Origin of the sequence: Pontixanthobacter luteolus, from assembly GCF_009828095.1 — a bacterium.
Classification (GTDB): Bacteria; Pseudomonadota; Alphaproteobacteria; order Sphingomonadales; family Sphingomonadaceae; genus Pontixanthobacter; species Pontixanthobacter luteolus.
In genome coordinates this window covers 868,852-882,636 of sequence record NZ_WTYP01000002.1, presented here as the reverse complement: position 1 = coordinate 882,636, position 13,785 = coordinate 868,852, and the positions used below count along the sequence as shown (strand labels likewise).

At 61.8% G+C, this 13,785-nt stretch carries 10 protein-coding genes; 6 read left to right on the top strand and 4 right to left on the bottom strand.

The window, feature by feature from the left end; all coding sequences use genetic code 11:
* The first annotated feature begins 6 nt into the window (after positions 1-6).
* Both GRI43_RS12710 and GRI43_RS12705 read left to right on the top strand, forming a co-directional pair.
* Positions 7-1,011, top strand: coding sequence for a cupin-like domain-containing protein (locus tag GRI43_RS12710; RefSeq protein ID WP_160731452.1), 1,005 nt, complete (start codon positions 7-9; stop codon positions 1,009-1,011).
* A 12-nt stretch (positions 1,012-1,023) separates the two neighbouring features.
* A complete protein-coding gene (locus tag GRI43_RS12705) occupies positions 1,024-2,091 on the top strand; it encodes a glycoside hydrolase family 5 protein (protein WP_235903755.1) in 1,068 nt (355 codons plus the stop codon).
* Positions 2,092-2,097: 6 nt separating this feature from the next.
* Here the strand turns inward: GRI43_RS12705 and GRI43_RS12700 are convergent, their stop codons facing one another.
* Positions 2,098-3,789: a glycoside hydrolase family 43 protein gene (locus tag GRI43_RS12700; protein ID WP_160731451.1), complete on the bottom strand. Its 1,692-nt coding sequence runs from the start codon at positions 3,787-3,789 to the stop codon at positions 2,098-2,100.
* A gap of 110 nt (positions 3,790-3,899) precedes the next feature.
* On the opposite strand from GRI43_RS12700, the gene GRI43_RS12695 reads away from it, so the two are divergent.
* Genes GRI43_RS12695 through GRI43_RS12680 form a run of 4 tightly spaced genes read left to right on the top strand, consistent with a single transcriptional unit; the run spans position 3,900 to position 8,648 of the window.
* Positions 3,900-5,024 carry a fumarylacetoacetate hydrolase family protein gene (locus GRI43_RS12695; protein WP_160731450.1) on the top strand — a complete coding sequence of 375 codons (1,125 nt, stop codon included), beginning with the start codon at positions 3,900-3,902 and terminating at the stop codon, positions 5,022-5,024.
* Between the two features lie 56 nt (positions 5,025-5,080).
* On the top strand, positions 5,081-5,863 hold the full coding sequence (gene xylB / locus GRI43_RS12690) for a D-xylose 1-dehydrogenase (protein WP_160731449.1): 783 nt from the start codon (positions 5,081-5,083) through the stop codon (positions 5,861-5,863).
* Positions 5,864-5,865: 2 nt separating this feature from the next.
* Positions 5,866-6,735, top strand: a complete 870-nt coding sequence (locus GRI43_RS12685) for an SMP-30/gluconolactonase/LRE family protein (protein WP_160731448.1) — start codon at positions 5,866-5,868, stop codon at positions 6,733-6,735.
* Between the two features lie 53 nt (positions 6,736-6,788).
* Positions 6,789-8,648, top strand: coding sequence for a sialate O-acetylesterase (locus GRI43_RS12680; protein ID WP_235903754.1), 1,860 nt, complete (start codon positions 6,789-6,791; stop codon positions 8,646-8,648).
* A gap of 54 nt (positions 8,649-8,702) precedes the next feature.
* Here GRI43_RS12680 and GRI43_RS12675 read toward each other — a convergent pair whose 3' ends face one another.
* Genes GRI43_RS12675 through GRI43_RS12665 form a run of 3 tightly spaced genes read right to left on the bottom strand, consistent with a single transcriptional unit; the run spans position 8,703 to position 13,694 of the window.
* The gene (locus GRI43_RS12675) at positions 8,703-10,487 is read right to left on the bottom strand and encodes an IlvD/Edd family dehydratase (RefSeq protein ID WP_160731447.1); all 1,785 of its coding nucleotides are present in this window, start codon (positions 10,485-10,487) and stop codon (positions 8,703-8,705) included.
* On the bottom strand, positions 10,484-11,596 hold the full coding sequence (locus GRI43_RS12670; RefSeq protein WP_160731446.1) for a LacI family DNA-binding transcriptional regulator: 1,113 nt from the start codon (positions 11,594-11,596) through the stop codon (positions 10,484-10,486). Before GRI43_RS12670 ends, GRI43_RS12675 begins: the two co-directional genes overlap by 4 nt.
* Positions 11,597-11,639: 43 nt before the next feature.
* Positions 11,640-13,694 carry an alpha-glucuronidase family glycosyl hydrolase gene (locus tag GRI43_RS12665; RefSeq protein WP_235903753.1) on the bottom strand — a complete coding sequence of 685 codons (2,055 nt, stop codon included), beginning with the start codon at positions 13,692-13,694 and terminating at the stop codon, positions 11,640-11,642.
* Between the last annotated feature and the right edge of the window lie 91 nt (positions 13,695-13,785).

The window sequence follows — 13,785 nt, the reverse complement described above, 5'->3', positions numbered from 1 at the left end:
CGCGAAATGAATCCAGTCGACGAAATTCCGGTTTGCAATGCGGACGTTTTCGAGGCTGAATTTCGTCCGGCTTTCAGGCCATTCGTCATCCGCGGGCTGGCGAGCGACTGGCCGATCGCCCAGGCCGGCAAGGACGATCCCGCAGCCGCACTAACGATGATCGAACGCTTCGATACGGGCGCACCTGCGGACATCATGGTAGCGCCGCAAAGCGCAAAGGGGCGTTTTTTCTACGGCGAAGACATGCGCGGCTTCAACTTTCGCCGCGAGAAGGCCAGCCTCGCCGATCTGGCCCGGCATTTGCGGCAGATTGCGGAGGACGAAAATTCGATCGGCATCTATGCGGGTGCCAGCGATATAGCTGCCCACGTTCCGGCACTGGCGCAGGAAAATCCCCTCCCGCTGGTCAAAGCCATGGGAGCAGTCCCGCGGATATGGCTCGGCAACGCTACACAGGTTGCGACCCATTTCGACCTGTCGGACAATTTCGCCGTGGTCGCCGTGGGCAAGCGGCGCTTCACCCTGTTTCCGCCCGATGCCACGCCCGACCTCTATGTCGGGCCGCTCAACATCACGCTGGCCGGGCAGCCGGTGAGCCTCGTCGATCCATTGGCCCCGGACCACGATCGATTTCCGAAATATCGCGATGCCGAGGAAAAGGCGCTTTTCGCCGATCTGGAACCGGGCGATGCGATCTATGTCCCTACCTTGTGGTGGCATCATGTCGCGGCCAGTGCGCCGATCAATCTGCTAATCAATTATTGGCATAACGACGCGCAGCGCGGCGGCGGATTCCTGGCGCTCGTGCATGCCATGCTGGCCATCCGGGACCAGCCCGCCCCCCAGCGCAAAGCATGGCGCACATGGTTCGATCATTTCGTGTTCGGCGAAGAGGCAGCTGGTGCGGCAGACCACATTCCCACGCATGCACGGGGCGTCAACGGCCCGGCATCGCCGGAGCGGGACGAACAGATGCGCCGCTTTATCTTGCAGGTGCTTTCATCACCATAAAAGGAGGTTTCGATGACTGGATTTTCACGGATTGCAGGGAAGACCACAGTGTCTATGATCGCGGCGACAGCTTTGGCCGCTGTGACCATGTCCACTGCAGTATCCGCAACTACCCATGACGCGGCGGCCACGCCGAAGAAACAGCCCCCCTTGCCGGTCGGTACCTGCGTCAATCTGGGCAACACGCTGGAGCCTGAGCAAGAAGGAAGCTGGGGCGGAGCGCCTGCGACTAAGCAGGATATGGAGCGCATTGCGGCAGCCGGTTTCGATACGATCCGCATTCCCGTGCGCTGGCACAACAAATCGCAAAGCACCCCGCCTTACACGGTCGATCCCGGCTGGATGAACCGGGTGCAGCAGATCGTCGACTGGGCGCTGAAGGCAGATCTCAATGTTATCCTAAACAGCCACCACTTCGACCCGATCCACGACGATCCGCTCGGCGTGGCCGACTGGCACGGCGGCGTGTGGCAGCAGATCGCGCAGCGCTTCGCCGGGTATCCCGAAGACTCATTGTGGTTCGAGCTGGAAAACGAGCCGCACAATGTGTTCGATCATTCCAACCTGATTTCCACGCTGACGCCCGCGCTGGAGGCCGTTCGCGCCCTGCATCCCACGCGCGCGGTCATCATCGGCGGCGAAAACTGGAGCGGGATCGCATCGCTCGAAACCCTGCCGCTGCCGGACGATGCCAATATCCATGCCACCTTCCATTATTACGACCCGTTCCAGTACACCCATCAGGGAGCAAGCTGGACCGCACCCGACATGCCGCCGGCGGGGCGCACCTTCCCCACCCACGCAGACGCTGCCAAGCTGGCCAACGATGTTCTGGCGGTGGAAGCCTTTATCGACCGCACTGGCAAGACGCCCTTCATGGGGGAAGTCGGAGCATACGACTTGCATATCCCGTTGGAAGACCGGGCCGCATATCACCGAACGATCACCGATGCTTTCGCGCCGACCGGCATCGGCATGTGTGTCTGGGCCTATTCAAACACCTTCCCGTTCTTCGACCGCAAGTCCGGCGAATGGCTGCCGGGGATGCGGGAGTCCCTGGGCCTGGAGGTAGAGGATTAGATCCGGCTAGTCCGGCGCATATGCGTATGGGCCGACGACGAGCCCGGTAAAGAGCCCGGCATGGATGGACGCAAGCGGTTCGACATTGATCTGGCCCCCCAGCATCTGCCACCGGTCAGTGTCCGCCTCGCGCCACGACAGCTGGGCCGATCCCGCCCGCAGCGCAATCCGCAGTTCGACCGGGCCGTTCGTCCGCAGTGAGTGCACGGCAACCACCTCACCTGTCTCAGGCTGGGCGGCGTCCGTTCGCAGGCGGGCGACGAGCTTGCCCTGCTCCTTACCCACGGCCAGAAAATGGTTTTCGTCCATGAAGGCCAGCAGGCCGGCGAATTCTTCGGGGCGCGACGGATCGAAATCGACCCGCGTGACGATGTCTGCCGAATGATGCCGCAATCGGCGCCCGGTAAATGCCGGTTTGCCCAGGCTTCCCGCGGCGGCGGATCCCGCTACCAATTGCAGCACGCCCTCCCCCGTAGCAACTGCCAGCTGCTGGTCCGTTCCCGGTGTGCGCAGCCCGATCCATTCGTCCGAAAGCGGGGCCTCGAAATCCTCTCTCCATGACGAGTGATCGACAGGCTGATCACGCGGCAAATTCGGACGGGCCAACTGCATCGGAACGGCTTCCCCCCGATCCAGAAAACGCGGCCAGCCATCCTGCCATTCCAGCGGCAGGAGAAATGTCTCGCGCCCCAGCAAGGTCGATTGTCCCGCAAAAGGCCGGGTCGCAAGGAATACGCCCCACCAGCTGCCATCATCCAGCTGCACGATGTCGGCGTGACCTGTCGCCTCCACCCTGTCCGGCCGGTCAGCCGGCAAGTCGCGCTGGGTCAGGATAGGGTTGAAGGGGCCCGGCTCATACGGTCCCTGAAGGTCCCTCGATCGGTATATCGTCTGCGAATGCTGGTCTGCCGTTCCGCCTTCGGCAGTCAGCAGGTAATACCAGCCAGCCACTTTGTAGATGTGCGGCCCCTCGGCCCAGATCGGATTTTCGGAAGGATTCACCCCGCCATCCACCAGCAGGGTCCGCTCTGCCATCACCTGCATAGTGCCCGGGTCGAATTGCTGCATCCAGATGGCCCGGTGCCCTTCGTATCGCGGAGGCCCGGGAGGCGCATCGTTATAGGTAATCCACGCTGTGCCATCTTCGGCGAAATAGAGCGAAGGATCGATTCCGCCAAAGTCGAGCCACACCGGATCGCTCCACGGGCCAGCCGGATCGGTTGCCGTGATGACGAAATTGTCACCGCATTCGATGCAGGTATTCAGGATCCAGAATATGCCGTCCTGGTAGGTAATTGCAGGAGCAAACAGCCCGCGATTGGTACCGAGACCGGAAAAGTCGACTTGACCGGGACGGTCTATCGCATTGCCGATCATAAGCCAATTAACGAGGTCTTTGCTGTGCAGAATCGGCAGGCCGGGAAACCAGCTGAAGGTGGACGTTACAGTGTAGAAATCATCGCCAACCCGCACGATCGACGGGTCGGGATGGAAGCCGGGCAGCGCCGGGTTGCGAAACGTGTCGCGAGCCAGCATCGCGGCAGCATCCGCGCCGCCCCCGGCGTGCGAGGTAGTGTCTGTTGGCGCATCGACTGCAGCGTATTCGACATAATCGATCGTGGCAGTCGAACCGGCAAGCACAGCTTGCGAAAAGGACGCGAGAGCCAAAGCCCCGCCCGTTGCAATTGATTTCAGCATGCCATCCCCGTCATAACTTTTTGTAGTAGCACCGCTTCCAATTCGGGCTTGTTCCGCCCGTTCATGATGCCTATGGTAGCGCTATCAGTGGAGAGGGCAAGAGCGCAGATATGGCCGATGAGATTCTGGACAGCCTGCCGGCGGATTATCTGCGCGGCACATTCATCGGCCGCGTCCAGTCGCCGGGCGGCCCATGCGTGGTCACGATCGAAAACGGCATATTGCACGACCTGACCCCCGTGGCGGCAACAGTGTCCGGTGCGATAGAACGCGGGATGCTCAGCGGCGGGAACGCCATCGGTCCGGCTGCGGACGGTTTGCCCACCGGGTGGCGGCTGCTTTCCCCGATCGACCTGCAATGCATCAAGGCAAGCGGCGTTACTTTTGCGCTTTCCGCCATCGAACGCGTGATCGAGGAGCGGGCGATGGGCGATGCGGCCAAGGCATCGGAGATACGCGGCCTGCTGGAGGAAAAGATCGGCTCCGGAATTCGCTCCGTCGTGCCGGGCAGCGATGCCGCCGCCGGGCTGAAGTCCGCCCTCATCGAACAGGGCATGTGGTCGCAATATCTCGAAGTCGCGATCGGTCCGGATGCGGAAATTTTCTCCAAATCGCCTGTCCTGTCCTCCGTAGGGCACGGCGCCCAGATCGGGGTGCGATCGGACTCCAGCTGGAACAATCCTGAACCGGAAGTGGTGCTTGTTTGCAATTCCGATGGCGATGTTCTGGGGGCAACGCTTGGCAACGACGTCAATCTGCGCGATTTCGAAGGGCGCTCAGCCCTTCTGCTGTCAAAGGCGAAAGACAATACGGCCAGCTGCGCCATCGGACCATTCATCCGCCTGTTCGACGACGAGTTCACGCTGGACGATGTGCGCGCGGCCAATGTCGGCCTGACGATCGAAGGGCCGGAGGGGTACCTGCTCGAAGGCCGCAACGACATGACCCAGATTAGCCGCGATCCACTGGGTCTGGTCGGTCAGTGCCTGTCGGAACATCATTATCCCGACGGGTTCGTGCTGTTTTGCGGCACCCTTTTTGCTCCTACGCAAGACAGAGATGAGCCCGGCGCGGGCTTCACGCACAAGATCGGCGATGTCGTGACGATCCACTCGGATCGGATCGGCACCCTCAGAAACACCGTGACCACGTCGCGCGATGCCCCGGCATGGGAAATGGGCTTCGGAGAATTTGCAAGAAACCTGATAGGCCGAGGTCTGATCGACAAGATTTGACGGATACAATAACGGCGCATCCAGCGCACAATACGAATGGGATGGGGGAAAATTCGATGCCGCAAGATGGCGAAGCAGCCGCGCACGGCGCGCTCTACCCGAGCCTGTCGGGCCGGAAAGTCATTATCAGCGGCGGAGGCTCCGGGATAGGAGAGGCGTTCGTCGAGGCTTTCGCCCTGCAGGGGGCCGCTGTCGCCTTTGTCGATATCCAGGCTGAACCGGGCGAGGAACTGGCAGCGCGATTGGCTGATGCGGCCATCGCACCCATCTTCCACACTTGCGATGTGACGGACTGCGACGACTACGGCGAGAAAATCGCCCTGATGATCGAGCAGCTGGGCGGCTGCGACGTGCTGATCAACAACGCTGCGAGCGATGATCGCCATTCGCTGGAGGACACCACTCCCGAATATTGGGATTCCCGCATGGCGGTGAATTTGAAACACCAGTTCTTCGCTGCGAAAGCCGTGCTCGGCGCGATGCGCGGTGCCGGTGGAGGCTCGATCATCAATATGGGGTCGATCAGCTGGCATCTCGGCCTCGAAGATCTGGTTGTCTACCAGACCGCAAAGGCTGCCATCGAAGGCCTGACGCGCAGCATGGCGCGCGAACTGGGCCGCCAGAAGATCCGCGTCAACACGATCATCCCCGGCAACGTGAAAACCCCCCGCCAGATGCAGTGGTATTCCCCGGACGAGGAGGCAAAAATTGTCGCCGCCCAGTGTCTGGATGGGAGGATACAGCCTGCCGATATCGCCGCCATGGCCTTGTTCCTCGCATCCGATGATGCGCGTTTTTGCACCGCCCACAATTACTGGGTCGACGCTGGCTGGAGATAAAGATGCAGGTCCGACAGGTATTATCCGCCGATACAAAGCTGGGCGAAGGCGTGTTGTGGGATACGGCACGCCAGATCGTCTGGTTCGTCGATATCAAGCGCAACAGATTGTGGCATTATGACCCGGCCACGGGCAGCAATACCCACAGCGAGGCCCCTGCCCAGATCGGCTGGGCAATCCCTGCGGAAAACGGCCTCCTGCTATGCGGCCTGAAAGACGGGCTCTACACGTTCGATCCGGAAACAGAGGTTTTTGATAAGATTGGCCCGGTCCCGGGTGAACCTGCCACCAACCGCCTCAACGATGCCTGCACCGACCCGTGGGGCCGGGTCTGGTTCGGCTCGATGGACGATTCAGAACAGAACGCATCCGGCAAATTTTACGTCTACGACCAAGGGGACATCCGCGCGGCCGGGCCATCCGGTATCACCATCACCAATGGCCCCGCCGTCAATGCGCAAGGCGACCGGATCTATTTCACCGACACGACAGCCCAGAAAATCATGGTGGCTGACCTGACGGCTGCCGGCGTGGGCGAAGCCAGACCTTTTGCCGATACAGGGGCGCTGTTCCCCGATGCCTATCCCGACGGTCCGGTCGTCGATGCCGAAGACCATGTGTGGACCGGGCTGTATCTGGGAAGCCAGGTCGCACGCTTCACGCCCGACGGAAAGCTGGACCAGACGATTGAAATGCCTGCACGGGATATCACCAAGATGGCCTTTGGCGGCGTCGACCTACGCACGGCCTATGTGACCAGCGCAATCAAGAACATGGGGGCGGCGGACATGGCAGAGTATCCGCAAGCAGGCAGCCTGTTCGCCTTCGATGCGCCAGTCGCCGGTTTCGACCAGGCGCGGGCAAAGCTGTGATGCGCCGGGCAATGGCCTTTGCGGGGATCGCCTTTTTCGCACCGGTGGTGGCGATGGCCGCACCAACGCTCGGCCCCGCATACGGGGATGGCATGGTGCTGCAGCGCGATGTGCCCGTGGTTCTGGAAGGCAGCGCAGAGGCAGGCGAGACCGTCACCGCGCGCATGGGCGATGCGACAGGCCAGACAACGGCCAATCCCGACGGCACATTCAGGCTGACCCTGCCCGCACGTCCAGCTTCTACACAAGCGAAGACGCTCTTTCTGAGTGACCCCGCAGGCAGCACCGAGCTGCGCAATATTCTGGTGGGCGACGTCTTCCTGTGTTCCGGGCAATCGAACATGGAATTGCCGGTCAATCGGGCTCTGGATACGTCGAACCAGCTGCGGATGGCGGCCGATGACGGGATCCGCCTGTTCAAGGTCGGTCAGACTACGGCATCCGTGCCGCAGACACACTTTACAGAGCCCGTCCAATGGAACGCTGCCAGCCGTGACACAGTCGGCGAGTTTTCAGCGGCGTGTTTCTACATGGCGAAGCAGTTGCGGTTGGATAATCCCGCCGTGCCCGTCGGACTGATACATTCGAACTGGGGTGGCAGCGCTGCGCGTGCCTGGCTCGCGCCCGAAGGTGTAAAGGCTCTGTATGGCGCGGAGGCGCTAGAACAATTGCGCGCGTATTCAAACGATCCGCTCGCAGCGACGCAGCGGTTTGTGCCGCAGTGGTATGACTGGTGGCGGGAAAAGGATGAAGGGCGTGAACCGTGGGCCGACTCCTCGATCCTTGACTGGCAGCCGATCCCGAAATTCTCTTTCTGGAACGATTGGACGGGCACGGGGCTGGATACCGAGGCCCGGGCAAATGTGTGGCTGCGCCAGACCATCACGCTGACAGCCAAACAGGCGGCGTCGCAGGGCAAGCTGTCGATCGGCGCGATCGACGACATGGACCTTACCTTCGTCAATGGCCAGCCGGTCGGCTATACCTTTGGTTGGGGCGTGGAGCGGACGTATGACGTGCCGGCCGAATATCTGCGCAAGGGCGACAACGAGATCCTGATTGCGGCCAATAATATGTGGGACACCGGCGGGTTTTTCGCAGGGCCTGATCGGCTCTTCTTCACATCGGACCGCGGCGAAAAGGTGCCGCTGGGGCCCGCTTGGGAATACTCGGTTTCAGGGGTAACCGGCGTCCCCCCGCGCGCGCCATGGGATGCCAATGCCGGGCTTGGCGTGATGCATAATGCCATGATTGCCCCCCTTGGCCCGATGCGTCTGGCAGGCGCGGCCTGGTATCAGGGCGAAGCCGATGTCGGGCAGCCGGACTATGACGAGAAATTGCGAGAGCTGTTCGCTGGCTGGCGCGATCAGTTCGGGCCGCAGATGAAGATGATGGTCGTGCAACTGGCCGATTTCGGAGAGCGCCGCGCGCAGCCTGCAGAATCGGCCTGGGCGCAACTGCGGCAGGACCAGTTGGACGGTGTCGAAGCCGATGCCGATGCCATTCTTGTAACAGCTATCGACATCGGCGAGCCGACCGACATCCACCCGGCCAACAAGAACGTTCTCGGCAAGCGTCTGGCCCATGCCTTCGCCGGAGCAGCGATGCCCATGCCAGCGGCGGCTGTGCGTCGGGGCGAAGCGGTAGAGGTTACCTTTACCGGCCTCAGCGGCGATCTCGCCGCACTGGGCGGACCCTACCCGCTGGGCATAGAGCTTTGCGGCGCTGAACGGGACACGTGCCGCTGGGCCAGCCCGGTGTTGAGTGGGCAGACGATGTCAATCCCTGTCCCCGCCGGTTTTCAGGCGCAGCGCGTGCGCCATGCGTGGGCCGATGCGCCGGTCGTCAATCTTTACGATGCGCGCGGTATGCCGGTACCCGGCTTCGAACTCGCCATAACCCAAGGCGACTGATTGCTACGAAGCCGCAGTCGCCGGTCGCCGGTTGCTTGCTATGCTGCGATCCGCTCAGTGGTTGTGACGCGGCAACTTCCGGCTGGTGCCGCGATATTTGAGCGCGAAATCCATCACGCCTCCTTCGCCCAACTGCCCGGTCTTCTCGCGGAACAGCTCTTCCCAGGGGGTGTTGCTTTCGGGATATTCTGGCGCAGGCTCCTCGGATTGGCGCCGGTCGATTTCGGCCTGCTCGACCACTGCGTTGCAAGTGCCCTCATTCAGATTGACCCGGATGGTGTCGCCGGTGCGCAGCCAAGACAGGCCCCCGCCCACTGCGCTTTCGGGCGAGACATTCAGGATGGACGGGCTGTCGCTCGTCCCCGATTGCCGCCCGTCGCCGAGCGTGGGCAGCCACTGCGTCCCTTCGCGGATCAGCGCATCTGGCGGCTGCATATTGACGACTTCGGCGCTCCCCGGCCAGCCGATCACGCCGGAGCTGCGGATCACCAATATGCAGTCCTCGTCGATCTGCAGCGACGGATCATTGATGCGGTGATGGTAGTCGTCAGACCCGTCGAAAACGATCGCACGCGCCTCGAACACGCCTTCTTCGTCCGGACGCGAAAGGTAGCGGGCGCGAAATTCTTCGCTGATGACTGACGTCTTCAGGATGCCGAAATCGAACAGATTGCCGGACAGCACCATGAAACCCGCGTTGGTCATCAGAGGATCATCGAAGGTCCTGATCATTTCCCGGTCGCGACTTTCGCGGCCGTCCAGGTTTTCAGCCATCGTCTTGCCTGTGCACGTCAAGCAATCACCGTGTAGCTTGCCGCTCGATAGCAATTCCCACATCGCCGACGGAACCCCGCCTGCACGGTGGAATCGCTCGCCGAGATACTCGCCCGCCGGCTGCATATTGACGAGCAGTGGCAGGTCATAGCCGTGGGTCTGCCAAACGCCCGTTTCCAGTTCGACGCCCGCGTGTGCGGCCATCGCCTGAATATGCGGCTGAGCGTTGGAGGAACCGCCGATCACGCTGACCACCGATACGGCATTTTCAAAGGCTTCGCGCGTCAGGATGTCGGATGGTTTCACATCGTCGCGCACCATTTCGACGATCCGTTGCCCCGTGCGAAAGGCCATCTGGCCCCGCTCGCGATACGGTGCGGGAATGGCCGCACAGCCGGTCAGCGACAGGCCGAGCGCTTCTGCGACGGCGTTCATCGTGCTGGCCGTGCCCATCGAATTGCAATGGCCCGCGCTCGGCGCGCTGCCGGTCGCACGCTCCAGAAACTCTTCCTCGTCTATCTCGCCAGCGGCCAGTTTACGCCTGCTGCGCCAGATGACCGTGCCCGATCCGACCAGTTCGCCTTCGTGCCAGCCGTCCAGCATCGGGCCGCCGGAAAGAACGATGGCCGGAATGTCGACCGTGCTGGCGGCCATGATCTGGCTGGGCGTAGTCTTGTCGCAACCGGTGGTCAGAACGACGCCGTCAATCGGATAGCCGTTCAGCAATTCTACCAGCCCGAGATAGAGCAGGTTGCGGTCCAGCGCAGCCGTCGGCCGCCGGCAGTTTTCGAAGATCGGATGGACCGGGAATTCTATGGGAATGCCGCCCGCATCGCGGATGCCGTCGCGGGTCCGCTTGGCAAGCTCGATGTGGATCCGGTTGCAGGGCGACAGGTCGCTGCCCGATTGCGCGATGCCAATGATCGGCTTGCCGCTGCGCAATTCTTCCGGTGTGATGCCATAATTCATGAATCGCTCCAGATAGAGCGCAGTCATGTCCATCCTGTCCGGATTGTCGAACCAGTCGCGGGAACGGAGCCGGCGCCCGCCAAAGCTTTGCGTCATTTTTCTGGTGCCAGTTTCTTGAAAGATGAAATGAGGCTAGGCCCTGCATCGGAATTGCGCCGGATCAGCTTGTAAGGCAGCGTCATTTTCTCTGCCGGCATGCGTTTCGTTCGCGGGCGCAGCTTGTAGACCTTGGCGATCATGGACACGGCCTGCGCGGTCATTTCGCGGATTGGCTGGCGAATGGTGGTCAATTCCGGCCAGATGGAACTGGCAAGTTCAGTATCGTCGAACCCGCACACCGTGATGTCGTTGGGCACGTCCAGGTGCCGCCGGTGCGCCATCGCCACCGCAGCCGCCGCCATATCGTCGTTCGATGCAAAGATGGCCGTCGGCCTGTTCTCCAGGCCAAGCAATTTCTCCGCTGCCACCATGCCCGAACGGTACGTGAACTGCCCTTGCGCGATCAGGTCGTCGCTGATCTCGAGCTGAGCATCCTCCATCGCCGAACGGAACCCTTGCAAACGCTGCCCGCTAGCCACTTGTTCGGGGTTTCCGACGATAAAGCCGATCCGTTCGTGACCAAGGCCGATGATGTGCCGCGTCATGTCGAAGGCAGCCTGGTATTCATCGATCAGGACCGCCCCGTGCGACCCTTCGGCACGGCCCGGTCCTACGGCGACGGCAATCCCGCCCGACGCGCTGATCTGGTCCAGCACAGCCTGATCGTCGCACAGCGGCGGGGGAAGGATGAATCCCTCGATACCGCCATCGACCAGATTGCGGATCATCTCCTCGCTCTCCCGTGAAATCTCGCAGCTCTGCACGAGCAGGTGGATGTCGCGCCGGCTAGCTTCTTCCAGCGCGCCCATCAGGAACTCGCTGAGATAGGACGCCGATGGGTTGTCGAACAGGAGCGCAATCCTGAGCTGTGCGCCGCCGGCAAGCGAGCGGGCTGCACGGTTGGGTATGTATTTCAGTTTCTCGATCGCGGTGAGGACTTGCAGGCGTGTACCGTCGCGCACATTGGTTTCGCCATTGATCACGCGGCTGACCGTCATGGGGGAACACTTCGCCTCGTGCGCCACATCGGCAATCGTGGGGGCTGCGTTCTTGCGGCGGGCAGCGCGCTTGCGCTCGGCCTTTACGGTCTCTTCGGGTGCACTCATGATCACGGCCATAACGCCATGGTTGCGTTATCAGCAAGTACCATCATTGGCCCGGAGCCTCTGGAAAGCGTCGTGCGCGATATTCGCCTAGCGTGTCGGGCACGGGTTGCGCTCCCTCAGGCAGGGGTAGGTTGTTCAGCGATTGCCAATAGGCAAGAGAGGTGCCGCGCCACCAACGCGCCTCGGCCTGCTGGATCGCAAGGTTCTGGCTCACGTCGCGAAACCGGCCCGGATCGATGACATCCTCCAGCAACGCCCAAGAGGCGGTCATCGCGTCAACCTCCGCGATGCCTCTGTCGTACCGCCCGACCAGTTCTTCCCACAGCGTACGTCCGGATGGCAGGCGCTCGTTCCAGTCCACGCGGTGGAACCAGAGCAGGAAGCGGGGATCGATTTGCGCTGGATCGGCCCATTGACTGGCTACGGACGGATGGTACTGGGAAAGCGCGTCGGAGCCTGACACTGTCCTGTCGAAGCCAATGCCCTGCTCGTCTGCCCGGTGATAATAGCATGGGTTCCATTCAGGCCGTGGCAGATCGCAAACCCATGGGGCAGGCCCGTAATGGTGGCCGGTATCCATCAGGTGTGCGAGACCCATCGGCGTCATGTACCGCGCCACGGTTTCGCGGCTGCCAAGCATGATATTGGCGATCCGGTCGATACTGGCCGGGTGACGCGTGAATGTCTGTGCCGCCCATTCCCGGGCGATCGTCTCGCTATCCAGCGACGGATTCCACGCAAGACGGCCAAAGGCATACCAGTTTGCCTGGTCAAAATGCGAACCCGTCCAGTTCCTGTCCGATCCGGTGTTTGCCACCCCTGCCAATCCGGCAGGTGCCACTACCTGCGCCACACTGCCCATCCGGCCCGTTTCTGCGTCCAGCACTTCCTTCCACATGGGTGCGAGGAAGGCGAGATGGCTGGCGAAACCCAGATACTCCTTGGTAATCTGCGCTTCGAGCATCAGGCGCGTGTTCGGCATCGCGCCGAAAATAGGGTGGAAGGGTTCGCGCGGCTGGAAATCAATCGGACCGTTCTTGACCTGCACGATCACATTGTCGGCAAACTGCCCGTCGAGCGGCACGAATTCAGCATAGGCCTGCTTGGCCCGGTCGGTCTCGTCTTCAGCCGAATAGACAAAGGCCCGCCAGATCACGGTCCCGCGCGGGCCAAGAGCCTCTGCAAGCATATTGGCGCCATCGGCATGGGTTCGCCCGTAATCCTGCGGGCCGGGCTGACCCTCGCTGTTGGCTTTGACCAGAAAGCCGCCAAAATCAGGGATAGCGGCGTAAATCTCGTCCGCCTTCGCCTGCCACCAGGCGCGCACGGCGGGATCGAGCGGGTCTGCAGTATCCAGCCCGCCAATGTCCCGAGGGGCGCTGAAACGCGCGGAGAGATACACCCTGATCCCGTAAGGCCGCCACGCATCGGCCAGCCGCTTGAGCTTCGCGATATAGCGCGGCTCCAGCATGAACGAACGCGCATTGACGTTATTCACGACGGCCCCATTGATGCCGATGGACGCATTGGCGCGGGCGTAATCGATCATTCGCTGGTCGAGCTTTTCGGGCAGGTGCCACCAGTCGAAGATCGAGCGCCCGGCATAGCCGCGCTCGACATGCCCATCGGGATTATCCCAGTGATTGAGCATCCGCAGCGGCATGGCGGGGGCCGAAAATCGCTCGACGCCCTCGTTCGAGCCTGTGGCTTGCACGTGGCGCAGCAGAGCGAATGTACCGTAAAGCAAGCCGATATCGTCATTGGCCGTGATCGCGATCCTGCCATTGCGAGCTGTCCGGATCGAAAAGGCACCTTCGGGCGCTCCGACCAGTCGGATTTCGGCGAGATAACTGCCCGATTCCACGCGGTCAGCTCGGGCCAGAACGAGTTGCGGATGCGGCGAAATCTTGAGCCCGGTCATAGCCGCGCCAGCCTCCCCAAGCTCGGAAATAGCCCTGTTAATCGTCTCCGAGCGATCAGCCAGCAACTGAACCGAACCACCGACAAACGGGCGTGCAGCGTTGGCCTCTTCCCCCGATAGCAGGGTGTAGCGCAGCCACAGGTCATAGCCATCCTCGGCATACGCTGGGACAGTCATCCAGACGCAGGTCAGGATCGTTACGACCAATGTCGCAAGCTGGTTGACAAGCCCTCTTCCTCTCATCATGGTAGCGCTACCACAAAAGGCG

Coding starts and splice junctions, on each gene's coding strand:
- GRI43_RS12700 (WP_160731451.1), bottom strand. CDS start 3,789: ATGCTGAAATCAATTGCAACGGGCGGGGCTTTGGCTCTCGCGTCCTTT.
- GRI43_RS12695 (WP_160731450.1), top strand. CDS start 3,900: ATGGCCGATGAGATTCTGGACAGCCTGCCGGCGGATTATCTGCGCGGC.
- GRI43_RS12675 (WP_160731447.1), bottom strand. CDS start 10,487: ATGACGCAAAGCTTTGGCGGGCGCCGGCTCCGTTCCCGCGACTGGTTC.
- GRI43_RS12710 (WP_160731452.1), top strand. CDS start 7: ATGAATCCAGTCGACGAAATTCCGGTTTGCAATGCGGACGTTTTCGAG.
- GRI43_RS12670 (WP_160731446.1), bottom strand. CDS start 11,596: ATGAGTGCACCCGAAGAGACCGTAAAGGCCGAGCGCAAGCGCGCTGCC.
- GRI43_RS12680 (WP_235903754.1), top strand. CDS start 6,789: ATGGCCGCACCAACGCTCGGCCCCGCATACGGGGATGGCATGGTGCTG.
- xylB (WP_160731449.1), top strand. CDS start 5,081: ATGCCGCAAGATGGCGAAGCAGCCGCGCACGGCGCGCTCTACCCGAGC.
- GRI43_RS12685 (WP_160731448.1), top strand. CDS start 5,866: ATGCAGGTCCGACAGGTATTATCCGCCGATACAAAGCTGGGCGAAGGC.
- GRI43_RS12705 (WP_235903755.1), top strand. CDS start 1,024: ATGACTGGATTTTCACGGATTGCAGGGAAGACCACAGTGTCTATGATC.
- GRI43_RS12665 (WP_235903753.1), bottom strand. CDS start 13,694: ATGACTGTCCCAGCGTATGCCGAGGATGGCTATGACCTGTGGCTGCGC.